The organism is Bradyrhizobium niftali (assembly GCF_004571025.1).
Lineage (GTDB): Bacteria > Pseudomonadota > Alphaproteobacteria > Rhizobiales > Xanthobacteraceae > Bradyrhizobium > Bradyrhizobium niftali.
Window position 1 is genome coordinate 174,679 of the sequence record NZ_SPQT01000016.1, and the last position, 22,360, is coordinate 197,038.

Here is a 22,360-nt window from a genome sequence, read left to right on the forward strand (position 1 = left end):
GGCAAAGCAGGACGCGTATTCATTCGCCCTGAAGCAGGCCGTACGCCGAAAGGGCCTGCCTGAAAGCCTGCACCGACGTGTGGTGATGCGCGAACAGGCCCGCCTCGCGCGCGCCGGCAACATTGGCCGGGAGATCGTCGACGAACAGCGCGGTCTCCGGCATCACGCCGAGCTCGGTCAGGCAGAGGCGATAGCAGCGCGGGTCCGGCTTTGCCGTCTTGAACTGGGCCGAGGTGTAGATCCGGGAGCCGAACAGCGGCAGCAAGTCCGGCAGCAGCGTGTCGATGTGATCGGCGACGAGCGTGGTGTTGTTGGTCAGGACGGCAATATCGACGGTTTCGCGCAGACGTCGGGCAATCTCCAGCATCGCGCGATCGGCCTGCATTGAACGGCGCCGCGCCTCCACCCACTCGTCGAGCGACAGCGGGTAGCCCATGCGCTCGCCGAAGCCTCGCAGATAATCCCCGGCATCGAGAGCGCCGGAATCGCCGAGCGATTCGAAGCCGCTGTCCCAGATCGCGTTGTGGACGAACTCGCTGGTCGATCCCGCGAGCTCTGCCAGACACGCGACACGCTGTCCCCTGTCGTAGTTGCAGAGGACATTGTCCATGTCGAAGAGGACGAGCTTGATCCCATCGGGCACAGCAACACTCTCGGATCGGCCGAACCTCCGGCCGTGATCGCAGTCATATCCCGCCCGAACGCGGGCGACAAATCCGGGAAAGGGCCGATCGCCGCGATGCTGCCTGGTCGGCGGCGGCGCGTTTCGAAGGCGAGTTCTCGAACGTCACCCGCGGCTATGCTCGGGGCAAGCGTTCGCTACGCCTGGGCGGTTGGCGATTGCGTCACGCGCTCTTCGCGGGCCAGGGCACGACCTGTCCCGATGCGATCAGCCGGTCGCGGCCGCTGTCCTTGGCGGCATAGAGCGCGCGGTCGGCGGCCGCCACGAGCGCGCTGGAGTCGGTCGTGGTCTCGGATGGAAACCCCGTCGCGGCGCCCACGCTCACCGTGACGAGCCGTGAGGGCGGATTCTGCGCGTGCAGCATGGCGAGGTCGCGCAACGCGCCGCGAATCTCCTCGCCGACCCTGGCGCAGCCGTCTGCATCGGTGTTCGGCAGCAGCACGGCGAACTCCTCGCCGCCGTAGCGCGCCGCGAGGTCGGCCGGCCGCCGGGGATGAGCGGACAGGATCCGCCCCAGCGCGCGCAGGCAGCCGTCGCCGGCCAAATGCCCGTAATGGTCGTTGAACGCCTTGAAATGATCGACGTCGATCAGCAGGAGCGAGAGTGGGGTGCCGTCGCGGCGGGCGCGGGCCCATTCGTCCGCGAGGCGCTCATCGAATGCGCGCCGGTTGGCGAGCCCGGTGAGGCCGTCGGTCGCCGCGAGCGAGGCGAGCTTGTCCTGCAAGTCCTTCTGCTCGGTCATGTCGCGCACCACCGCGACGACGCCGTCGATCTCGCCGCTGTCGGACGCCCGGGTCACGTGCAGGGCCGACTCGGCCCAGATCTCGCCCTTGTCGCGATGGCGCTGCCGGTAGACGAACCTTGCCTCCTCCGCCTCGCCGTTCTTCAGCGCGGCAATCGCCTGCTCGACCCGTTCCATGTCGTCCGCGTGAACCCCGGCTACGGCCGACGTCCCCAGTAGTTCGCTGGAAGACCAGCCGATGATGCGCGCGCATGACGGAGAAACGTAGATCAGCCGGTTGTCCAGTCCGATCCGGGTCACCATGTCGCTGGATTGCTCGGCCAGCAGGCGGAAATGGGCTTCTTTGGCGATCAGAGCCTGTGCCATGCGCTGCCGCTGCAAGAGCTGGCGGACCAGGTAAAAGCCGATCGCCGCGATCAGCAGGACGAGGCCGAGGACTATGGTCATGCGTGCGACCGCCGCGCGGCGCCAAGGGGCCAGCACGTCGTCCTGCGACTTGCTCGCCAGCACCATCAGGGGATAGCGGCTGCTGCGCTGGTAGTAGCTGAGCCGCTGCACGTCATCCAGCGGCGACTTGAAATAGTAGACTGCCGCAGCCGGACGGGTTTTCCATTGCTTGAACAACGGCGCGTTGGACAGGTCGCGTCCGACGAAGGCGCCGCTCTCGTCGCGGCTGCGCGCCAGCATGATGCCGTCGTTGTTCAGCAGCGACGCCGAGCTGTGCGGACCGAGGTCGAAGCGCTCGTAGAACCTGACGAAATAGCTGACGTCGATCGTGAGCAGGGCAACGCCGGCGAAGCTGCCGTCGGGGTGGTTGATCCGGCGAGACGCGGTGATGATCCATTGGCCCCCGGAGCGGCTCTTGATGGGTCGTCCGATCAGCGTGCCCGGGTCCGGCGAGTCGCGATGGCGCTGGAAATATTCGCGGTCACTGTTGTTGAATTTGGAGAAGTCGACCTGCTCGGTCGTGGCAAGCCAGCGGCCGGTCTCGTCATAGACGAAGATGCCGTGGATGCGGTCCGATGATTTGCGGGTCGGCAGATAGGTCTGGAGCTTTGCGATCGTGTCCGGACCCGTTCCGTCGAGCTCGAGCCGATGGACCAGTCCGACGAGGATGGTATCGACGAGCTCGAACGTGTCGTCGGCATGCTGGACCAGCGAATGCGCGAGGTTGGCCACGTCGATTTCGGCGGTTCTGAGCTCGGCATTGCGCGTTTCCCATTCGCGCCAGCCGCTCAAGCCCAGGATGGCGAAGCAGGTCAGCATGACGAAGCCCGCCGCCCAGAGCGGAAGACGCGTCTTTCCGAGGTCGCGGCCCGTACTCATCAGGCTTGCTCCATTTCGGTGCAAACCTCGCACTTTGGTCTTAACGGGCTGTTGCGTCATCCGCGCTGATTGTGTGAATCCTGTATCCGGCCGGAACCAGTCCTCGATGTTTCGACGGGTTATCGTCGGAGGATGTTAACCATGCTGACCTCACGTCGGATTGGCGTCCCCTGCCTCACTATTCCAGTGTAAACCCGACCCGCAGCGTCACCTGATAGTGGCGCACGGCGTTGTTCTCGATGTGGCCGCGCGTCTGCACCACCTCGAACCATTTCATCTCGCGGATGGTCTTGGCGGCGCGGCTGATCGCGTTCTTGATCGCATCCTCGATCGAAGTTTCGGATGATCCGACCAGTTCCAGGATCTTGTAGACGTGATCCTTCTCGGCTGTGGGCATGGCGCGTCTCCCCTTGTGCTGTGACGGGCCCGGATACGTCTGTCGCGATACATCCGGCCGGCCTCCACCTTGAACGGATCCGGGCGCCCCGGGTTCCGTCCCCGGCGATCGGCCGCGCCACAAGCCGACCGCGGTCCATGGCGGTGTCCAGTTTGTGCAAGTGCACGAAAATATGGGTCGCGCGTTCGGCCGGTGCCCCCAAATTCGTCCGCGGCCGCCTGGCCGCTCTTGCTCGCTCCAATGCGGGCGCGTTAGCCTCGGTCCGTTTCCTTATACCTTCGATGTGCAGCGATGATCGGCCGTTGGACGAGGAGCGCTCTGGTCGCAATCAGTCTGTCCGCCGTGCCAGCGCTGGGCGCGGTGCCGGACGATCTCGACGACGCGCCCGGCACCATGTCGCTGCAGGTGACGACCGATCCGTCCACGATCGAATGCCGCAAGCTCGAAACGGTCAATCCTGCCTCGCTGATCTTCCGGCCGCTGCGGCGGACGTTCAACGAGGATTTCGACGAGCATCCGCTGTCGGGCGGACGCTGGGTGCCGCATTATGCCGGCGGCGCGGCGTGGCCGGAGGCGCGCTACTGGGGCGGCGACGGCTCCGACTTCAAGCGCAAGACCAGCGCCAATGGCGAGCAGCAGATCTATGTCGATCCGCGCTATTCGGGGCGCGCCGCGGCGCCGCTCGGGCTCGATCCGTTCAAGGTGAAGGACGGCGTGCTCTCGATCGTCGCGAGCCGTACACCGCCGGAATTGAAGTCCGTTCTGTTCAACAACGAGTACATCTCCGGGATCCTGACGACGCAGGGCACGTTCGCGCAGAAGCACGGCTATTTCGAAATCCGCGCCAAGCTCCCGGTCGGCCATGCGGTGTGGCCGGCGTTCTGGATGCTGGCGGACGACGGCGGCTGGCCGCCGGAGGTCGACGTGCTGGAAGGCCGCGGTGAGCGGCCGGGCGATCTCGTGATGACGACGCATTGGCGGATTCCGTCGACCCAGAAGATCCAGTCCTGCGGCTTCGACTTCGCGGTCGGCGACGCTTCGAGCTCATTCCACAATTACGGTGTGCTGTGGGAGGAGGATCGCCTGGTCTATTTCATCGACCGCAAGCCGGTGTCCGACATCAAAGTGCCGATCGGCTTCGACGATCCCATGTACATGATCGTCAATCTCGCGATCGGATCGAAGTTCTTTCTCGGCGTCGGTCCCGTCGATGCGGAATCACCGCCGGCCGTCGCATTCGAGATCGACCGGGTTTCCGCCTATCAGATCGAGATGGAGCAGGCGCGGAGATAGATATGTCGGCGGATTTCTCGCGGCGTCATCTTGCCAAGCTCGCCGGCCTTGCCGCGCTGGGAGCGGCGACGGGCGTCGGCGCTGCGGAGAGCGAAACGCCAGCATCGGCCGGGCACGGCGCGCCGTTCCCGAAGGATTTCTTGTGGGGCACCGCGACCTCGTCCTACCAGATCGAAGGCGCCGTCAACGAGGACGGACGCGGCAAATCGATCTGGGACATTTTCAGCCACACGCCCGGCAAGATCGAGGACGGCTCCACCGGCGACCGCGCCAACGAGCATTATCACCGCTACAAGGAGGACGTCGCGCTGATCAAGGCGCTCGGCGTCAAGGCCTACCGCTTCTCGATCGCGTGGCCGCGGGTGTTTCCCGATGGGGCGGGGCAGCCCCATCCCAATGGGCTCGATTTCTACAATCGCCTGGTCGACGAGCTGCTCGCAAACGGCATCGAGCCCTATGCGACGCTCTATCACTGGGACCTGCCGCAGGCGCTCCAGGACCGCGTCGGCGGCTGGCAGTCGAGCGACACCTCGAAGGCCTTTGCCGACTACGCCGCGTACGTCGCCGCACGCCTGACCGATCGCGTGAAAAACATCTTCACCGTGAACGAGGTCGGGCGCTTCGTGAATTTCGGCTACGGCTGGGGCATCGACGCGCCCGGCCTCAAGCTGCCGGCGGCGCAGTTGAACCAGGTCCGCCATCACGTCGCGCTGGCGCACGGGCTTGCCGTGCAGGCGATCCGCGCCTCAGGGCGCGCCGGCACAAGGGTGGGCGCAGCCGAGAATATCGCGGCCTGCGTGCCGGCGATCGCAACGCCGGAAAACATCCGTGCCGCCGAGATTGCAACGCGCGAGCTCAACGCCGGCTTCCTCGGCGTGGTGCTGGAGGGCAAGTATACCGACGGCTTCCTCGCCTATGCCGGCGCGGACGCGCCGAAATTCACCGCCGAGGAGTTGAAGATCATCGGCACGCCGAACGACTTCGTCGGCCTCAACATCTACGCACCGCAGTTCTATGTCACCGCCTCCGACCGCGCGCCCGGCTTCCACGTGCTGCCGTTCCCCACCTCGTTCCCGCACATGAATTCGGAATGGCTGCGGATCGGCCCCGAAGTGATCTACTGGGCGCCGCGCCTCGCCGCGAAGATCTGGAACATCGAGACCATCTACATCAGCGAGAACGGCACCTCGTCGGAAGACAAGATCTCCGCCGACGGCCAGGTCTACGACCTCGACCGCATCATGTTCCTGCGCAACTATCTGACCCAGATGCAGCGCGCGGTCACGGAAGGGGTGCCGATCCGCGGCTACTTCCTGTGGAGCCTGATGGACAACTTTGAATGGATCTTCGGCTACGGGAAACGCTTCGGCCTGTATCGGGTCGACTTCGAGACGCAGGCGAGGGTGCCGAAGCTGAGTGCCGCGTTCTATCGGGACGTGGTGGCGAGGAACGCGATCGGGGTGTGAGTGGATGTGCTGCGACACATAAGCCTGTCAAATTAACCAAGAATCCTCAATGATTCCGGAGCCTGTGCGACACATAAAAATGTCGCGTGCGACTCAAAAGACTGTATCGGCTGGCATTTTGCGACACATAAGAGTGTATCAAAATCGAAAATCCGACTTCGGCGCGCTTGCTAGTTGCATGCGCTAATCGCAAAAATGTGGATTTCTGCTGCGGTCGCGTGCCGGTGTTCGCGAACACAGTTGGCTCAGACGAATCTGATGACCGCGCTTACCGACTGCTTCTCAGGGACCATCCGGGCGATCTGGCCGCCTAGAGGCCTGGTCAGGAGCGCGACATAGGGTCGCTCGCCGCTTCAACATTCAAGGACCCACCGCGACACATCCCTCAGGTGCACCGCAGGCGGGCGCGCCGGGACTTGAGCTGCCTAACGAGATGCGACGACCTTCTGGTCCTGTGCAGCGCAGCGCACGATGCGCACGTCGGGGTTATTTCGATTGGCAGCCAGTTGGGACAAGCTGGCTGTTCCTCCTTGCGCGCCCAGCGATCATCAGCAAGACGCCGCCGAGCTGAGGGAGTAAAGCCAAGAGCACCAAGCGCAGCATATTGAAGTCCTCGGCAGTCGGTTTCAGTTTTCCGGCGCTGATCCAAGCCACGATCTTGATGGCCGCGTCGCTTTGGGGGTCGCTGGCCTGTTCGACCGAACTCAATGCCGCATCGAGCGCGCGCTGGCGCTCGGTCACTACTTTCTCGCGCTCGTGACAGAACCGGCCCACCCCACCGGCACATTCCCGGTTGCGTGCCGTGATGGCGTCATCTAGCGCAGCTCGCGCTGTCGTCACCGCGGGCGTAACGCGTGACGCGCGCGCAAGCGTCACGTCGGTGACGTTAATTGAAGCGAACCCGATGCTGCCGATGAAGGCGAACACTGAGGCGATCAACCATACCAGCCAAGCTGCCGCAGCCGTAATCCGCTTACGTGCCCGCCAAATCTGCGCAGCAGTTGAAGGCACGGTGTGGACAACGAGATCAGCGGCCACGCCAAGGGCGAGAAACAACCGCCCGGAGCGGTCGGTTGACGCCAGCGACTGGGCAAACAGACCATTCATCGCGATGGCAACGCCGCAGAGGACGAGAGCAACTGCCGTCAAGCAGTGCGAGATGACCCACCGTCCGCGCGTTGCGAGAACGTGTGACAACGTGACGGGCGTGACACCGGCCGTGACCGGTAACGTGACGGCGGGAGCGCTGGGCGTGACACCGGCCGTGACCGGTAACGTGACGTCGGGGACGCCGAGCGAGACGTCGGCCAGGACCGGTAGCGCCACCGAGGGAGCGACGGACAGCGCCACGGACGGAGCGACGGACGTGACGTCGGCCGTGGCCGGTAATGCGACGGCAAGAGTGGTGGGCGTGATGGCGGCAGGGGCCGCTAACGTGGCGTCGGCCGCGACTGCTAACTTATCGGCGGACGTGACAGGCAGGTTGCTTTGAAGGACTTCGGGCAGGACAGCAGCCAGCGCAATCTGGCGCTGCTGCCGCTTGCGCTGCCGACAGGCGCGTTGTCGTTCGGCCGCCGTTTTAGGCCGGCGGGTCTGGTGCAAAGGGCCAGCTATTGCAGGGCCATCGACGTTTACCTGATTAATCACCGACTGGGCACCCGGCAGATTCGCGGCGGAATCGTCAGTGTCCTTGGCCGAAATTCCTGAAAACTTCATCTGTTCGGGATAGTACTCTGAACGTCAATGATCAATCGTTCGGTGTATTATCCCGAACGGATGGTTAACGTGCTATTATCACTTGGGCGGTCAACTTCTCCCTATGGCAAAACCTGGACAATTGAGAAAAGCGGTCGCCGAGGCGCTAGGCCTGCACGAACAGTTGGAGTCAGTCGACGTACATCTCCGCAATTTGCGCGAGGCCGGCCATATTACAAAAGCCAAGAAAGGCGGCGGTGCTGCGGACATGAACCCGGACGATGCGCTCAACCTTCTTCTCGCGGTTGCCGGCAGCGACAGAACTAAGGATAGTGTCAAAACGGTTGAATGCTTGCGGTCGCTTCCTCGGACATCAATTCGAATGCGCAGCAACGAACGGCCTCACCACGAACTGTGGCGAGTCGATATTCCGCTAGCCAACTTGCCAGAGCACCACGCCTTCTCGGACGCGCTCCGGGAGGTGCTTATACTGTTGCGTGATGCGGAGTTGTTCACGCCGGGCCTGCGCGACCAGTTCTATCGTAGTGAGCGCCATGTACATGCTACGCAGCCGACCGAATATCTCTTCGTGCATCTTGTCTTCCCGATGAACGCTGCCGCCATCATGTTCGGTATCCGGGGGAGAATTGAGATTGAGACCGTATACGGGCCGCTCCGCACGGCCGGAGTACAGGTTTGGGATCTGCGCCGATTGCAGGCTGAAGGCCAACTTTTGACCATTCGCGCCATCGATCTAAAATCGCTTAAGGCAATTGCAGAGGCGATCGCCTAAGCTTCGCTGGCTCGGGTGCGTCGCCGACATCGTTCGCGACCGCAATCCTCGATCGGCTCCTGCACCACAGCCACGTGCTGACGATCCGCGGCGACAGCTACCGGCTCCGCGCCAAACGGAAGAGCGGCCTCATCAAGGCGCTGCCCGCCGGGGCCCTCCGGTCGGCTCCGCCTCCCTCCGTCCCGTCACTGGGGGAAACCATGTACGGTTCTGTGGGATCCTGCAGACGAGCGTTCCGGGCGGGCCGTCAGAAATAGAACACGCGTCGCAAGCGACGGGTCTTCGCAGCGCAATGCAAAGCAGCTCCGATGATGCTGGCGGGCTGGTCGTGCATCGCCGATCCGGTCGGCGTTGCCGACTGATCCGGTTTGCAAATCCGCCAGATTGACAGTCTCTGTGCCCCGCTTAATGTATAGACATATTATCGGGAGCCACCGCCATGATGCCGCCGATCTACATCTCCTACCTGAACCGCCTCGACATCGAGGAACTGAAGATCACCGACGAGGAGATACTCACGGCGATCGAGACCAGCCTCGCGGCGCAGGGCCGCGGCAACACGGTTATCGAGCCGCGCGTCCATCTGGAGCCTGGCGTCGCCAACGGCCACTTCAACGTGCTGCGCGGCGCGATCAAGGCGCCGATTGACCGGGCCGGCATCAAGATCGTCGGCGACTTCGTCGACAACTATAAGCAAGGTCTGCATTCGGAGCTGGGCATCCTGGCGCTGTTCGATCCCTCCAACGGCGCGCCGAAGGCGATCATGGACGCAAGCGGCATTACCGACATGCGCACGGGCGCGGTCACCGCGATCGGCGCAAAATACCTCGCCCGCAAGAACTCCAAGGTGCTCGGCCATATCGGCGCACGCGGCACTGCCTATTGGAACGTGCGGCTGCTGGATCACCTCTTCGATTTCGACGAGATCCGGGTGCATTCGCGCCGCGAGGAAAGCCGCAATAGCTTTGCCGAGAAGCTCAGTCAGGATCTCGGCAAGAAGGTTGTTGCGACCGAGGATTGGCAATCCTGCCTCCAGGGCGCGGACATCGTCGTGGAGGCCTCGCGCCTCGACAAGCCAACGCCGATGCTCAAGACGGAATGGATCAAGAAGGGTGCGTTCGTGGTGCCCTATGGCACGATGAGTGCGATCGAACTTTCGCTGACCGATATCATGAGCAAGCTCGTGGTCGATGATTGGGGACAGTGCAAGGGCGGCAAGTTCGGCAGCCTCCGCGCCCATGTCGAAGCCGGGAAACTGTCGGAGACAACGCTTCACGCCGAACTCGGGCAGATCGTTGCTGGGCTGAAGCCGGGACGGCAGAGCGATAACGAGACCAATCTGCTCTGGCATCGCGGATTGTCGCTCTCCGATATCGCCCTGGGCCATGCGATGCTTGAAAAGGCGGAGCGGATCGGCGTCGGCCAGCGCCTGCGCTTTGCATGACCGGCCGGCCGCCAGCGCCGCGATACGTCGCCAATGCGCGGATGTATTCGCCGGCGCCAGGGGCGGCCGCGGCATGGAAGGGGCTATTCGCGTGGCTCGCGCGCGAGAGCGGCGTTGATCTCGACGTGGTCGATCACGCCTTCCCGCTTGCGCTCTCAGATCTCTGGGCGCGCAAGGATCTCGGCGCAGCCTTCATGTGCGGATTTCCGTTCATGCTCACAGGCGATCGTCCGCGGCCGGTTGCGGCGCCCATCCCAAGTGGTGCGCTCTATGGCGGGAAACCGGTCTATGCGACCAGGCTTGCCGTCGGCGCAAACACGCGCTTTCAATCGCTTGAGGACACGTTCGGCGGCCGGCTCGGCTACACCGCCTCCGACTCGCATTCCGGCTACAACGCGCTGCGCCATCATCTATTGCCGTACTTCAAGAGACACGGAGCGAAGCTGTACCAGAAAAGCGTCGGGCCGCTGACGACACCGCGCCGGGTGATTGAGGCGCTTCTAGCCGGCGATATCGATGTTGGGCCGCTCGACAGCTATGCGCTGGACCTGATGCTGCGCCACGATCCGGCGCTCGCTTCGCAGATTCGCGTCGTCGCAACGACCGATCTTGCGCCGATTCCGTTCCTGGTCGCGGCGGCCGATTGCCCCGACGAGATCATCACAAGATTGCAGGCTACGCTTCTCACACTTGCTGCAGCGCCAGCCTGCGCCCCCCTGCGCGATCGGCTCTGTCTCGACACTTTCGCGCCGGTCGACATCGCCGTCTACGATCTCATGCTGCGCTGGGATAACGAGGCGCGCTGCGTCGGCTACGCGCAGCCCCGCTGACGGCGCCCTTACTTCGCCTTCGCACCGTCGACGAAGAGGTTAGTCCACAGATCGTCCTTGGTCGCCGCGGCGTCGAAATCCTTGCCGAAATTGTTGCCTACTTCCTTGTTGAAGTTCAGCGCGTTCTTCATGCCGTCGACGTCGATCTTGCCGAGGTCGGCGACGCCGTTGCTCATGCTCTTGACCGCCGAGCTGATCGCCTGCGGATCAGCCTTGGCGAAGAACTGCTTCTGGATCGCATCGGCCGTCTCGGTAGGCTTCTCTAGCACCGCTTTGCTGGCAGCTTGCATCGCCGCCACTGCCTTGGTGATGAGGTCCGACGTCGCCGGGCTGATCGGCTTTTTCGCAACCAGCACGAGATAGGGCTGCTTGGCGAGCAGCGGGAATTCATCGCCCATCGAGACGAGGACGACGCCGCTCCCCGCCTTCTCCGAGAGAAAGCCTTCGGGAGGAGACAGCACATAAGCATCGATCCGCTTGGCTTCGAGCGCCGCCTGGATCGCGACTGGATTGCCGATCTGCGCCACCTTGATGTCGTTTTTCGCGTCGAGGCCGCCTTGTCCCGCGAGCCAGCGCGCCGCGGCTTCCTGGGCGCCGGCGAGCGCGGTGGCGCCGAAGGTCGCGCCTTTGAGCGCTGCCAAGCGCTTCTGCATCGGATCGGTCGGCTTCACGCCGGTGCGCTCAAGGAAGTCCTTGGAAACAACGAGCTGCAGCGTCACCTTCGACATCAGGGAGTAGACGATCTCGAATGGTTGGCCTTTCGCGGCCGCGCGCAGCATCGAATCCGGGCCGACTGCGGCTAGATCGATATCGCCGGCATCGAGCGCCGCGAGCGCGGACGCATCGCCGCCCGGCAGCGCTGCGACTGTGGCAGTGAGGCCTTGCGGCTTGAACGTGTCGAGCGCGCGCCCCGACCAGATCGGCAGGAAGCTCAGCGTCGGTGCACCCAGGCCGATCTTCACGGCTTGCTGGGCTTCGGCCAGACCGGGCAACAATGCGAGCGCCGCAGTGAGTGTAGCGATCTTCGCCCAATTCATCGTCACGCGCATTGCACCATCCTCTTCGGTTTAGGCATCGATTGGGCCGGAGCCCGAAAATGTTCGCCAGCGTAGCAGTCGCCGTTCGATGGCGCCGGCGATCAAATTGGCGATCGTGACGAAGCCGAGCAGGATCACGATCCCGGCGAATACGCCGGCAGGATCGTAGGTTGAGGACGCCTCGTGGATGAAGAGGCCGAGCCCCTGGATCGAGGACGTGAACTCGCCGACGATCACGCCGATGACGCTGTACGGAATTGCAAGCCGCATGCCGAGCATGACGAAAGGCGCCGCGGCAGGCAGGAACACGTGATAGGTCAACTGGCGCTGATTGGCGCCCATCACCAGCGTGAGATTGACGAGCTCGCGATCGACGCTGCGGACGCCGGCAAACACGTTATAGAAGACCAGGAAGAACACCATGATCGAGGCAAGCGCGACCTTCGATCCGATGCCGATTCCGAACCAGATGATGAAGAGCGGCGCCAGGGCGATCTTGGGAATGCCGTAGAAGGCCATCACATAGGGCTCGAAGATCCGCGCCAGCCGGGGCGAGCGGCCGAGTGCATAGCCCGCGAACACGCCGCCGGCGACGCCGATGACATAGCCGAGCACGAGCTCCTGTCCGGTGACCCACAGATGCGGGTAGATCTCTCCGGAGGCGAACAACTCGTAAAGCCGCGCGATGACCGCTGTCGGCTTGCTGACATAGATTTCCTTGATTAGCCGGCCGGATGCCCATTGCCAGAAGATCAGGAGTGCGATGCCCGGCAGCAGCTTGACCGCTACTTGGACGGTTTTCGAGCCAATCGCAGCCAGTCCGTTCGACGCAGTCGACGACTGGTAGGCAACATCATTGATTGCCTTTTGCTCGTTCAATGTATCTGTCCGACTTGAATTTGGGAACGGAACTCGGTCCAGACCGCGTCATAGGCGGCATCAAAGCCCGGGTTTTTAAATGGCTCAAACATGTTGCGCGGCCGCGGCAGGTCGATGGCGATGTTGGCCAGCAGCTTCGACGGCCGCTGGCTCAGCACGACGACATTGTCGGCGAGCAGCACGGCTTCGGTGATGTCATGCGTGACGAAGATGACGGTGGCGCCGGCTTCCACTGACAATGTCTGCAGATCGCTCTGCATCACCATGCGTGTCTGGGCATCGAGCGCGCCGAACGGCTCGTCCATGAGGATGACGTCTGGCCGATAGACCAGCGTGCGCGCGATTGACCCGCGCTTCTGCATGCCGCCGGAAAGTTGGCTGGGAAAATGCTGCTCGAAACCCAACAGGCCGACCGAGCGGAGAACATCAGTAACACGCTTCTGCCGTTCCGGCGCAGAGACTCCGCGCAACACCAGCGGCAATTCGACGTTCTCGAAAAGCGTCTTCCAGGGCAGCAATTGCGCTTGCTGCGGCACGAAGCCAACCTCGGTGTTAACGGACGTCACGTTGTGCCCGCGATGATGCACCGAGCCGCGCGTCGGAAACAGCAGGCCGGCAGCCATGTGCAGCAGCGTGCTCTTGCCACACCCGCTGGGCCCGATCACCGCGATGAACTTGCCGCGATCAACCTCGAAGCTGATCCCGTCCAGCACTCGCACCGGCGTGCGCTGCCCCGGCGACGGAAAGTCTTGTCCAATGCTGTCGAACACCAGCACGCGATCGTCCATGCCGTTCAACCCTCGATCTGACATGTATATACATATTCCAAGCCGTCAGATTGAGCAAGTCAAGGGACGTGGCGAGGTTTTGGGCAATTTGGTCGAGGGCGGACGCTATTAGCATCGTGCGACCAAATCTGCTGTACGCAAAGCCTCGTTTGAAATGCGTCGTACGGCGGGAGCAGAATGGAATGTTCGCCCTTGAGTGGCCGCCGGCACACTTCATTTGGCTATCTTCATCCTTAGTTGGGTTGTTCGCCAGCCTTGAGGGCGTGTTTCTCGCGCGCCTCGAACAGCTCAAGTTCCAGCTGCGCTATCTTCAACTTGGCTTCGGCGACCTGACGTCTATCCGCTCGCCAACCTAGTACTATGGTCGAGGCCGTGCCTATTGCGGAAACCACAAACGTGGCGAGCGAAAGCCAACCTGCCATGACGGCATAGAAGATCAGACGCTTGTTCTCAGGCGGCTAGCGATGGCCCCTGCGGGCCTTTCCTCGCAATCCAGAGCGCAATGGCATATACGACCACCGCCGCGGGCAAGAGCCAGGCGAAGATCTGAGCCAATCTGAAGGCTCGGTCTGGCGACACACGGATCATGGTTGGCAGCGTAACCCGAAGATCGGGATGCCGACAACATGCCCCATGTTGGAAGCCAAACGCCGCGTTGCCTCAGCTTGATATTCGGCACCAGCCTGTCCCTTCGACAACGACTATCGTTTAGCAGCGCCGTGTTGCCCAACGCAAGATATCGCCGGAATTGATCAGTTTGCAGTGGGGTTGTTGTCTGCCTGATTAGCGACCGTGAAGCAGGCGACCATGACGAAGATTTCCATGTGATCGCCCAAGGCGCTGCCTCGGCTTTTGCCCGTTTCTCTTTGCCGCATATTCGGGCCAAACGGGCAGAGCGGCAGTGAGCGAGGCCGAGAGGCCGGCCACTAGCTGGTACTACCTCGGAACACCTTCGCAAAAGTTTCGAGTTCATTCACGTTTAGATCTGAAATCGCGACATACAATCGCTCACGGTTTGACCATCTGATCATGTTGAAGCCATTCTCCGCCCGCCAATCGAATGGCAGGTCGAGCTGATCACGCCCGGTGATTTCGGTCAGGCTGATCACGTGCTCGCGTCTGCGATATACCAGGGTCGACAACGGTGTCCTGCCGACGACATCGACCCGTCCGCCTACAAGTTCGAAGCCTTGAGCAGCGAGATCAACGACCCGTGGCGATTGGGTGATCCGACCATTGAACCAAGGCTTAACCGTATGCTGGTCCGAGGAAGCGACATCCGTGGGCTGTGCTGCCATCAGCGAGCGGAGGTGGGCGTCAAAGAGTTCGGCTACCACGATCTCCTGCGACGCGATCCTGCGGAGTGCGATTCCGGTCAAGGTGCTGGACAGGGCAGCCACGACCAAGATCGACGCCGCGATCTTTGCCCAATTGGGCATTCGTCGTGTCGTTTCGAGCGCAAAGGCGGCCTCGATCCGCGATCGCAGTCGTGGCGGAAACGGTTCCGGCGGGAATTTCTCGGCCAGCACCTTCTTTAAGGTGACGATTTCATCTGCGAGCTTCCGCAAGTCGGGGTCGGCTGCGATCTTGCGCTCGACTGCGAGCGCGGCCATGACGTCAAGTTCCCCGTCGAGATAGGCGTGAATGAGATGCAGATCATTGTCGTCCGAGAGTGGCACTAGCAACTCTCCTGCTTCATTCGTGCAATCAGCCTGTGGCGGGCTCGCGCTAGCCTCGACATCACCGTTCCGATCGGGCTACCGGTGATGCCCGCAATTTCGCGATATTCGAGTCCCTGGATATCCCGCAAGACCAGTACTTCCCTAAATTCGGCCGGCAGGGCCGCGATGAAGGCCTCAAGTTTCGCCGCATCGGCGGCCGCAATTAGCGCTGCTTCCGGTGATCCTGCCGCATCCCTTTCGTTTCCCCGCTCGACGCTGAAGCGATCGGTCTCGCTCAGCTCGTCAAGGCCAACCAAAGCCGCGGCCTTTTTTTCCTTGAGCAAGGTGAAAGCGGTATTCCTCACTATTGTCAGCAGCCAAGCACGTGCATTCGGTCCCGAGAACCGCGGCAATGCTCGAAACGCCCTAATGCACGCCTCCTGCACGACGTCCTCGGCGTCTGCACGGTTGTGCGTGAGCCAGCGCGCAAACGCATGCGCATCGGCCAGATAGGGCGCAACGACAGTCGTGAACTTCTTCCTGTCGTCGTTAGGGTTCAACCTCGTCCCCTGCTTAATGAACTCAAATATGGAACCAAATATTCCCGGCCATCAGAAAAATAGGTGGACGCTTCAAGCTTCCTCCAAAGGACAAGCAGCCTCGCAACTCGGTGCATCAGTCGCAGCGGCAGCCAACTTTATCCAAATGGACCATTTCGCTGCAATTGAGGCACCGCGATGAGATAATCGCATCCCACCGCTCAATGGCTCCTGCTGAACAATTTACAGCGCCAATCGGCTTGCCGGGATCGAGGCGTAGCGCGAACGGATTACTTGTCGCTGGAATCCAACGGCAGAAATAGACTCGAAAACATCGCCATTTATTCCGACCGTCAAAGGAAAAAGATTTCGAGTAGCCCCCGGGAATTTTTTCGCATTGGGCCAAGTTAACTGAACATCGGTACACTTGGACAATTCGGGCATTCGCACAAAGGAACGCCAATGGCGGCGGTTAGTGGAATCGCGCGAGCTGAGAGGGACGTGTCGTTGTGGTCCAACCCACAACAGTCTGATCTCGACATCCGTCAGCTCGACATTGGGCAGCTTCCGTCGGTGCAGGCATTTTTGTCCAGGCTCGATGCAGAGACCCGTTGCCGTCGGTTTGGAGCGCCGCTCTCGGATGCGGCGCTCGATCTGCAGGCGATCACCGCGCTCGAAAACGCTGAACTCATGCTCGGAATCTTCTCTGAACAGAGGCTTCGCGGGCTGCTGGAGCTTTATCGGCAGGGCGACTCGGGTGTGATGGAGCTTCTGATCGTGGTGGAGGGAGCATCTCGTCGGCGTGGAATGGGTCGGCGCCTGCTGAATACGTCGATGCTTCAAGCGTTGGATATGGATGCCCGAAGCGTTGATCTTATCTACACGAGCGACAACTGGCCGATGCGAAGACTCGCGCAAAGGGTGGGAGCCAGGATCGATCTTTCTTTTGGCACGTTCCGTGCCCGGATCGATCTTGTGCAGAGGCCAATCATCACAAGACATTTGAGAATACCCATTGCCGATGATTTGCCGGGAGTGAACGGGCAGCGTGGGAGACAACTTTAGCTCCCTCGCTTCCGAAGCCCTATGAGCTGGTTCACAGAAGAGCGAGCCAGGATACTCAGGTATTGGAGTGCAGAAATGACTTTGGCAGATTACTCATTTGGCGCATTTGCATTTTTGAACACAGCGAGGTTGTTAGGCTATTTTCCCCAGATCGTGCGCGTTCACCGCGACGATAATGGCGCCAAGGCTGTTTCAGTCTGTACCTGGATGCTATTCTCCGCCGCAAATGTAGCGACTGTAAGCTACGCGATGATCGTTTCGCGTGACGCTGCGATGGCGATCATTTTCGCGCTTAACACTCTCGGATGTCTGACCATTGTTGGTCTGACGATGTGGAGGCGAGCAGGGATCCGCAGGACGGAGGCTGATGATGGAGGGGCATATGGTCGACTATCTGGAGCCTCATCGGAGAAAATACCTGGACGAGCTAAGTCCCGGGGACCGCAAACTGTGGCGCAGATGGCAGATTGGCTGGTCTTTAGCCTACTCCGCCGTTCTGCTCGTGCTCATCGGCGTGGGGTACCTTCTGGCTGGATCCAAGGACACCGAGATCGCGCGGTCTAGCTCGCCAGGACAGCACGCGCAGATCGTGCGATTTGGCGGATCGAAATGAGTTCGCGCGCCAACCCCGAACTAGCGTTCCGTGCGAACCCACTTCTCCGCACTGTTGCCACGTGACCACCATTATTGTTCCAACACGGAGTAATTGACATGACGATTACCGATCGAATCCAAAGCACTTCCTACGGTCCAACGGCTCGCAATTACGATAGCTTGATCCTCCTCGGATACTCAGCGTTCGCTGTGCTTGCGCTCGCCGCGATTTGCCTCGCCGCAGCAGGTCCAGGTGTAGCCGATGGCGATCTTGTGGCGGCGGCAGTAATGCCATGAATTGAACGATCGAGCTCTCGGCTGTGATCGGGGTGCTGATCCACTTTTCGGGAGACAGCTGCTTTAAGAACGCGCGCTCGATCTCGATTAGATCCACGGTTGCCTCTCTGGAGAAAACTCCAGACGACCTGGCGTCGATCCACCCGATGTAACCGAGCCAATCAAGAAGGACCGAAAGCGCTTATCAGTCCGATCGCAATGGGGACTAGCCCCACGATGGTCCATAGGGCGGGCGAGCTGGAGCCCAGGCCAGCAACAAAGATGCAGACACCAAAGCCCACAATGAGCGCCGAAATGGCGTAGGCGAGTGCTTTCTCCATTGGCCGATCCACGAGAAACTAAGGATCGATGCGCCTGTAGGACGCGCTTGGGATCAAAACGTTCCTATGCGCCAGGAGCCCCCGGGTGAGCTGCTGCCGGTTTGATGGACACCGAGATTGGGTGCTTTATCAAGCCGGAGGTTGGTCATGCAGAGACGGAAGTTCAGCCGAGAATTCAAGATCGAAGCGATCAAGCTTGTCAGGGAGCGCGGGGTGTCGGTGGCGCAAGCCGGCCGCGACCTGGGGGTGCATGAGAACGTACTGCGCAAAAGGGGTGAAGGAGTTCGGCTCTGACCCGGTGCAGGCCTTTCCCGGCCATGGGCAGATGAAGCCCGAGCAGCAAGAGATCGAGCGGTTGCGCCGCGAGGTCGCCAAGCTGAAGGCCGAGCAGGATATCCTAAAAAAGGCCGCAGCCTACTTCGCGAAGGAAGCGACATGAAGTTCGCCTTCGTCGCGAAGCACCGGACGATCTGGCCGGTGGCATGGCTATGCGATGCGCTGGGAGTGTCGCGGTCGGGCTTCCATGCCTGGCTGAACCGCTCTCCCAGTGCCAGATCCCGCAGCGACGAGGAGCTCGGCGGCAAGGTCAATGCCAGCTTCGTCGCCAGCGACCGCACCTATGGCGCACGTCGGGTGTGGCGTGACCTGCTCGCCGGCGGGGCGGATTGCGGCCTGCACCGGATTGAGCGGCTGATGCGCCTGCAAGGCTTGCGAGCGCGGCCGCGACGTCGGCGCTAGCCGAAGGACAGCGGCGATCGACAGCTCGAGACCGTACCGGCGAACTTGCTTGACCGGCAGTTCGTCGCCGAGCGTCCCAACCAGAAATGGATCGCCGACTTCACCTATCTCTGGACGGCCGAAGGCTGGCTCTATGTCGCAGCGGTGATCGACCTGTTCTCACGCCGCGTGGTGGGCTGGTCGATGAGTGCGGCCATGACGGCACAGCTCGTCACGGACGCATTGTTGATGGCCGTCTGGCGACGCGGCAAGCCGGATGCGCTGTTGCATCACTCCGACCAGGGCAGCCAGGGCGGATCCAAGCGGTCGTCGCAACACCTGAACGAAGGAGGTTGCGATGAGCGTTCGAAAGCGACGATCACACCGTTCTGGACGAGCGCCGTTGCCGTCACCGGGACGACCGCCGGTAGCGGGGCGATCTGCACTCCAGCGATTCTGGTTGGGGATCGCGCAGGGGATGACCAGCGAGGATGCTGCATTGGCGGCTGGTATGTCGCAGCCTGTCGGAGCCAGATTGTTCCGACAGGCGGGCGGCATGGCACCAGCGATGTTCAGATCTTCGACCAAGCCGCCGTCCGGGCGGTACCTCTCGTTTGCGGAACGTGAGGAGATTGCACTTCTTCGCGTTCAGGGCCATTCGAGACACGAGATCGGACGCCGACTTGGCCGATCCGCCTCGACCATCTCCCGTGAGCTACGACGCAATGCCGCGACGCGCAGTGGCGGCCTGGAGTATCGTGCGTCGACAGCCCAATGGCACGCCGAGCGATCGGCCCGTCGACCCAAACCGACCAAGCTTGCGCTCAACACAGCCTTGCGCACTTATGTGGAGCAGCGACTGGCCGGCGTCGTCACGACCCCGAGTGGCGCTGCCGTTCCTGGTCCCGCCGTTCTGTGGAAGGGCCGCCGGCATGGCCCCCGAAAGGATCGGCGATGGGCCAGGGCTTGGAGCCCGGAGCAGATTGCCCGACGCTTGCCGATCGACTTCCCGGACGACAAGACGATGCGCATCAGCCACGAAGCCATCTATCAAGCCCTCTTCGTTCAGGGTCGGGGAGCGCTACGCCGCGAACTGTCGGCCTGCTTGCGAACGGGGCGCGTGTTGCGGGTCCCCAGGGCGCGCGTACGCAGGCGAGGCAAGAGCTTTGTCTCGCCGGAGATCATGATCAGTCAACGCCCCGCCGAAGCGGCCGATCGCGCGGTGCCGGGTCACTGGAAGGGAGACCTCATCCTTGGTCTTGGCAGCTCGGCGATCGGCACGCTGGTTGAGCGTACGACACGCTTCACGATGTTGCTGCATCTTCCCCGGCTTGCGGGGCATGGCGAAGCTCCGCGCATGAAGAATGGGCCTGCTGTTGCAGGACACGGAGCTGAAGCGGTGCGCGACGCGATTACACGCACCATCATCAGCTTGCCCGAAGAGCTGCGTCGTTCGCTGACCTGGGATCAGGGAGCCGAAATGGCTCAGCACGATCGTCTTAAGATCGACGCGGGTGTCCAAGTCTACTTCTGCGATCCGCAAAGCCCGTGGCAGCGTGGCACAAACGAGAACACAAATGGGCTGCTGCGTCAGTACTTCCCGAAAGGCACCGACCTGAGCGTCCACAGCGCCGACGAGCTCGCTGCCGTGGCAGCGGCCCTCAATGCCCGGCCGAGAAAAACCCTGGGTTGGAAAACGCCGGCAGAGGCGCTTGACGAGTTGCTGTCGTGAGTGAACACAATCGGTGTTGCGACGACCGATTGGATCCGCCCAGTACACCAGCGAGCAGTTCCAGCGCCTGATGGCCGACCACGGCATCGTTTGCAGCATGAGCCGCTTCGGCAACGTCTGGGACAACGCGGCGATGGAGAGCTTCTTCTCCTCGCTCAAGACCGAGCGTACGGGCAACAAGATTTATCGAACCAGAGACGAGGCACGCGCCGATGTGTTCGACTACATCGAACGATTTTACAACACGACCCGCAGGCACTCGACCATCGGCTATCTCAGCCCGGTTGAGTTCGAGCGCAAGGTGGGATTAGCTTAACCCGGTGTCCATCAAACCGGCAGCAGCTCATTGATGTCCGTATTTTCCCTCAGCGTCCTAAGTTGAATTTAGGAGTGTCCTGATTCCACAATGCTGCGAAACTAGTTGGTCCCACCCACAAGGAGGTTCCGCATGAATAGGATTGCGCCTGTCGTTCTCGCGGTGGTTCTGTCGGCGGGTTCGACAAACTTCGCTCATGCCGATCGACCGGAGGCGGACTGGATGCCAATCCAGCAAGTCATCGAGAAGGTTCTCAAGTCGGGCTTTACACTGGTGAGCAAAATTGAAGCCGACGACGGGCGATGGGAAGGCGAAGGCATCAAGGATGGCCAAAAGATGAAGTTTCACGCCGACCCCAAGACGGGCGAGATCATATCTGCAAGGCCTGATCGCTAAGAGGAGTAAGGTCGGCGGCCCCGACGTCGCCTACTGGCCCGAAGCAGCCGATGGCCGAGGGGCAGAGCATGTCTGCTCTGCCCCGGTGATTCAGACATCTAGCCTCGATCGGCATCGACATCGGCAAGGAAGTCTTCCACGTCGTCGGTTTCGGCACTGACGGCAACATCGCTTTCCGTCGCAAGATCAAGAGACTGGCACTCATTGAGGCCTTCAAACTACTGCCTCCCAGCATCGTCGGCATGGAGGCTTGTCTCAGCGCGCACTTTGTCAGCCGTGCTCTGCGCCAACTTGGCCATCAGCCAAGGATCATCCCTGCGATCTATGTGAAGCCGTTCGTGAAGGGACAGAAGAACGACTACAACGACGCCGAAGCTATTGCAGAGGCCGCCCTACGGCCGAACCTGCGCGTCGTGCGCGAGAAGACACAGGACCAGCTAGACCTCGAGGCTCTGCATCGGGTTCGCTCCCGCCTGGTCTCTCGGCGAACGGCGACCATCAATCAGATCCGTGCCTTTCTGATCGAGCAAGGCATCGCGGTCAGGGACTGGGGCGACGGCTCTGCGGAACTCGCTCCTGGCGATCTTGAAGATCCGGCAGGACGAGATATCGCCGCGAATGCGCGATCTGATCGTGGGTCTCTACGAAGACTGGATACATCTCGATGAGCGGATCGAGGCCCTCGCCGGCGAGATCGACCAGATCGGCGAGAAGGAAGCCAACTGCCAGCGCCTCATGAGCGTCCCCGGCATCGGTCCGCACACGATAGCCGTCTTCTTTCGGGCCAATGGGCGACATAGCCTCTTATTGATTGCGTAAAGCCTAAGCCTTCACAAGCGTTTCCAGGGACATCCGATGTCGCTATTCCCCTTCAAGGAAGTGTCCCAGGGCCTTTAACGGGCGCAACCTATCAGAAATGATCTTCAGGATGGCCAGCATCGGGACGGCCAGGATCGCCCCAAGCGCGCCCCACATCCAGAACCAGAACACCAGCGACAAGATGATCAACACCGGGTTCAGGGTGAAGCGCCGCGCAAGCAACATGGGCGTCAGTGTTTCGCCCTCCACCAGGTGAATTCCAAGGTAAATGGCCGGTGGCAGCAAGGCCCACCATAAGCTTTCGAAGCTCAGCAATCCGACCAACACGAAGATGCAGACCCCGAATAGCGGCCCTATAATTGGAATGTAGTTGAGCAGGAAGGCTGTGGTGCCCCACAACAAGGGATCTCCCAGGCCGCAAAGATACATCGCGGCCGCCGTCGCGGCGCCCACCGCGGCATTCATGGCCGTGATCGTCACCAGATAGCCCGATATGTCCTCCTGGATCTGCTGAGAGATATCGACGGCTTGC

General features: G+C 61.6%; 20 protein-coding genes and 4 pseudogenes. 14 read left to right on the forward strand and 10 right to left on the reverse strand.

The window, feature by feature from the left end; genetic code table 11:
- Positions 1 to 19: 19 nt before the first annotated feature.
- From E4K65_RS26315 to E4K65_RS26330, 3 genes are all read right to left on the reverse strand, one after another.
- Positions 20 to 643 (reverse strand): HAD family hydrolase, encoded by a 624-nt coding sequence (locus E4K65_RS26315; protein ID WP_347340971.1) that lies wholly within the window; start codon positions 641 to 643, stop codon positions 20 to 22.
- 202 nt (positions 644 to 845) lie between these two features.
- Positions 846 to 2,750, reverse strand: coding sequence for a sensor domain-containing diguanylate cyclase (locus E4K65_RS26325; protein ID WP_167771155.1), 1,905 nt, complete (start codon positions 2,748 to 2,750; stop codon positions 846 to 848).
- Positions 2,751 to 2,928: 178 nt separating this feature from the next.
- On the reverse strand, positions 2,929 to 3,147 hold the full coding sequence (locus tag E4K65_RS26330; RefSeq protein WP_025576695.1) for a dodecin: 219 nt from the start codon (positions 3,145 to 3,147) through the stop codon (positions 2,929 to 2,931).
- Positions 3,148 to 3,438: 291 nt separating this feature from the next.
- Here E4K65_RS26330 and E4K65_RS26335 point away from each other — a divergent pair, with 291 nt between their 5' ends.
- Both E4K65_RS26335 and E4K65_RS26340 read left to right on the forward strand, forming a co-directional pair.
- Positions 3,439 to 4,440: a glycoside hydrolase family 16 protein gene (locus E4K65_RS26335; RefSeq protein WP_135176594.1), complete on the forward strand. Its 1,002-nt coding sequence runs from the start codon at positions 3,439 to 3,441 to the stop codon at positions 4,438 to 4,440.
- A 2-nt stretch (positions 4,441 to 4,442) separates the two neighbouring features.
- Complete coding sequence (locus tag E4K65_RS26340; protein WP_135176595.1) at positions 4,443 to 5,906, forward strand: GH1 family beta-glucosidase; 1,464 nt, start codon at positions 4,443 to 4,445, stop codon at positions 5,904 to 5,906.
- A gap of 486 nt (positions 5,907 to 6,392) precedes the next feature.
- Here the strand turns inward: E4K65_RS26340 and E4K65_RS26345 are convergent, their stop codons facing one another.
- Positions 6,393 to 7,622, reverse strand: a complete 1,230-nt coding sequence (locus E4K65_RS26345; protein ID WP_135176596.1) for a hypothetical protein — start codon at positions 7,620 to 7,622, stop codon at positions 6,393 to 6,395.
- Between the two features lie 103 nt (positions 7,623 to 7,725).
- Between E4K65_RS26345 and E4K65_RS26350 the strand changes: the two genes are divergently transcribed.
- From E4K65_RS26350 to E4K65_RS26365, 4 genes and pseudogenes are all read left to right on the forward strand, one after another.
- Positions 7,726 to 8,394: a hypothetical protein gene (locus tag E4K65_RS26350; protein WP_135176597.1), complete on the forward strand. Its 669-nt coding sequence runs from the start codon at positions 7,726 to 7,728 to the stop codon at positions 8,392 to 8,394.
- 41 nt (positions 8,395 to 8,435) lie between these two features.
- Positions 8,436 to 8,528 (forward strand): annotated as a pseudogene (locus E4K65_RS49545) (ATP-binding protein); the annotation flags it as partial.
- A gap of 308 nt (positions 8,529 to 8,836) precedes the next feature.
- Entirely contained in the window at positions 8,837 to 9,838 is a 1,002-nt protein-coding gene (locus tag E4K65_RS26360; protein WP_135176615.1) for an ornithine cyclodeaminase family protein, read from the forward strand.
- On the forward strand, positions 9,835 to 10,668 hold the full coding sequence (locus E4K65_RS26365; RefSeq protein WP_135176598.1) for a phosphate/phosphite/phosphonate ABC transporter substrate-binding protein: 834 nt from the start codon (positions 9,835 to 9,837) through the stop codon (positions 10,666 to 10,668). Before E4K65_RS26360 ends, E4K65_RS26365 begins: the two co-directional genes overlap by 4 nt.
- A gap of 8 nt (positions 10,669 to 10,676) precedes the next feature.
- On the opposite strand, the gene E4K65_RS26370 is transcribed toward E4K65_RS26365, so the two are convergent.
- The 3 genes from E4K65_RS26370 to E4K65_RS26380 are packed head-to-tail and all read right to left on the reverse strand — an operon-like array spanning position 10,677 to position 13,372.
- Complete coding sequence (locus tag E4K65_RS26370) at positions 10,677 to 11,717, reverse strand: ABC transporter substrate-binding protein (RefSeq protein ID WP_135176599.1); 1,041 nt, start codon at positions 11,715 to 11,717, stop codon at positions 10,677 to 10,679.
- 18 nt (positions 11,718 to 11,735) lie between these two features.
- Positions 11,736 to 12,584 carry an ABC transporter permease gene (locus tag E4K65_RS26375; protein ID WP_167771156.1) on the reverse strand — a complete coding sequence of 283 codons (849 nt, stop codon included), beginning with the start codon at positions 12,582 to 12,584 and terminating at the stop codon, positions 11,736 to 11,738.
- Entirely contained in the window at positions 12,581 to 13,372 is a 792-nt protein-coding gene (locus E4K65_RS26380; RefSeq protein ID WP_167771157.1) for an ABC transporter ATP-binding protein, read from the reverse strand. Before E4K65_RS26380 ends, E4K65_RS26375 begins: the two co-directional genes overlap by 4 nt.
- A 182-nt stretch (positions 13,373 to 13,554) precedes the next feature.
- Between E4K65_RS26380 and E4K65_RS47505 the strand changes: the two genes are divergently transcribed.
- Entirely contained in the window at positions 13,555 to 13,728 is a 174-nt protein-coding gene (locus E4K65_RS47505) for a hypothetical protein (RefSeq protein ID WP_167771158.1), read from the forward strand.
- Positions 13,729 to 14,298: 570 nt separating this feature from the next.
- On the opposite strand, the gene E4K65_RS26385 is transcribed toward E4K65_RS47505, so the two are convergent.
- Both E4K65_RS26385 and E4K65_RS26390 read right to left on the reverse strand, forming a co-directional pair.
- Positions 14,299 to 15,051, reverse strand: coding sequence for an anti-sigma factor family protein (locus tag E4K65_RS26385; RefSeq protein ID WP_135176602.1), 753 nt, complete (start codon positions 15,049 to 15,051; stop codon positions 14,299 to 14,301).
- Positions 15,051 to 15,593, reverse strand: a complete 543-nt coding sequence (locus tag E4K65_RS26390) for a sigma-70 family RNA polymerase sigma factor (protein ID WP_135176603.1) — start codon at positions 15,591 to 15,593, stop codon at positions 15,051 to 15,053. Before E4K65_RS26390 ends, E4K65_RS26385 begins: the two co-directional genes overlap by 1 nt.
- 480 nt (positions 15,594 to 16,073) lie before the next feature.
- Here E4K65_RS26390 and E4K65_RS26395 point away from each other — a divergent pair, with 480 nt between their 5' ends.
- The 7 genes and pseudogenes from E4K65_RS26395 to E4K65_RS26425 form a co-directional block, all read left to right on the forward strand.
- The gene (locus E4K65_RS26395; protein ID WP_167771159.1) at positions 16,074 to 16,637 is read left to right on the forward strand and encodes a GNAT family N-acetyltransferase; all 564 of its coding nucleotides are present in this window, start codon (positions 16,074 to 16,076) and stop codon (positions 16,635 to 16,637) included.
- Positions 16,638 to 17,019: 382 nt separating this feature from the next.
- Positions 17,020 to 17,250 (forward strand): hypothetical protein, encoded by a 231-nt coding sequence (locus tag E4K65_RS26400; RefSeq protein WP_135176605.1) that lies wholly within the window; start codon positions 17,020 to 17,022, stop codon positions 17,248 to 17,250.
- Positions 17,251 to 17,995: 745 nt separating this feature from the next.
- Positions 17,996 to 18,919 (forward strand): annotated as a pseudogene (locus E4K65_RS26405) (IS3 family transposase); the annotation flags it as partial.
- A gap of 4 nt (positions 18,920 to 18,923) precedes the next feature.
- A complete protein-coding gene (locus E4K65_RS26410; protein WP_135176606.1) occupies positions 18,924 to 20,297 on the forward strand; it encodes an IS30 family transposase in 1,374 nt (457 codons plus the stop codon).
- Between the two features lie 37 nt (positions 20,298 to 20,334).
- A pseudogene (locus E4K65_RS26415) lies at positions 20,335 to 20,613 on the forward strand (IS3 family transposase); the annotation flags it as partial.
- A 132-nt stretch (positions 20,614 to 20,745) separates the two neighbouring features.
- Entirely contained in the window at positions 20,746 to 21,009 is a 264-nt protein-coding gene (locus tag E4K65_RS26420; RefSeq protein WP_135176607.1) for a PepSY domain-containing protein, read from the forward strand.
- Positions 21,010 to 21,116: 107 nt separating this feature from the next.
- A pseudogene (locus E4K65_RS26425) lies at positions 21,117 to 21,804 on the forward strand (IS110 family RNA-guided transposase); the annotation flags it as partial.
- Between the two features lie 66 nt (positions 21,805 to 21,870).
- Here the strand turns inward: E4K65_RS26425 and E4K65_RS26430 are convergent.
- Positions 21,871 to 22,360: AI-2E family transporter (locus E4K65_RS26430; RefSeq protein ID WP_135176608.1), on the reverse strand; the 490-nt coding region annotated here is incomplete at its 5' end.

Bases quoted from the DNA above. Each gene is read 5' to 3' on its own strand.
- E4K65_RS26400 (WP_135176605.1), top strand. From the start codon at position 17,020: ATGGTCGACTATCTGGAGCCTCATCGGAGAAAATACCTGGACGAGCTA.
- E4K65_RS26365 (WP_135176598.1), top strand. From the start codon at position 9,835: ATGACCGGCCGGCCGCCAGCGCCGCGATACGTCGCCAATGCGCGGATG.
- E4K65_RS26350 (WP_135176597.1), top strand. From the start codon at position 7,726: ATGGCAAAACCTGGACAATTGAGAAAAGCGGTCGCCGAGGCGCTAGGC.
- E4K65_RS26380 (WP_167771157.1), bottom strand. From the start codon at position 13,372: ATGGACGATCGCGTGCTGGTGTTCGACAGCATTGGACAAGACTTTCCG.
- E4K65_RS26360 (WP_135176615.1), top strand. From the start codon at position 8,837: ATGCCGCCGATCTACATCTCCTACCTGAACCGCCTCGACATCGAGGAA.
- E4K65_RS26370 (WP_135176599.1), bottom strand. From the start codon at position 11,717: ATGCGCGTGACGATGAATTGGGCGAAGATCGCTACACTCACTGCGGCG.
- E4K65_RS47505 (WP_167771158.1), top strand. From the start codon at position 13,555: ATGTTCGCCCTTGAGTGGCCGCCGGCACACTTCATTTGGCTATCTTCA.
- E4K65_RS26340 (WP_135176595.1), top strand. From the start codon at position 4,443: ATGTCGGCGGATTTCTCGCGGCGTCATCTTGCCAAGCTCGCCGGCCTT.
- E4K65_RS26325 (WP_167771155.1), bottom strand. From the start codon at position 2,750: ATGAGTACGGGCCGCGACCTCGGAAAGACGCGTCTTCCGCTCTGGGCG.
- E4K65_RS26330 (WP_025576695.1), bottom strand. From the start codon at position 3,147: ATGCCCACAGCCGAGAAGGATCACGTCTACAAGATCCTGGAACTGGTC.
- E4K65_RS26345 (WP_135176596.1), bottom strand. From the start codon at position 7,622: ATGAAGTTTTCAGGAATTTCGGCCAAGGACACTGACGATTCCGCCGCG.
- E4K65_RS26335 (WP_135176594.1), top strand. From the start codon at position 3,439: ATGATCGGCCGTTGGACGAGGAGCGCTCTGGTCGCAATCAGTCTGTCC.
- E4K65_RS26420 (WP_135176607.1), top strand. From the start codon at position 20,746: ATGAATAGGATTGCGCCTGTCGTTCTCGCGGTGGTTCTGTCGGCGGGT.
- E4K65_RS26410 (WP_135176606.1), top strand. From the start codon at position 18,924: ATGAGCGTTCGAAAGCGACGATCACACCGTTCTGGACGAGCGCCGTTG.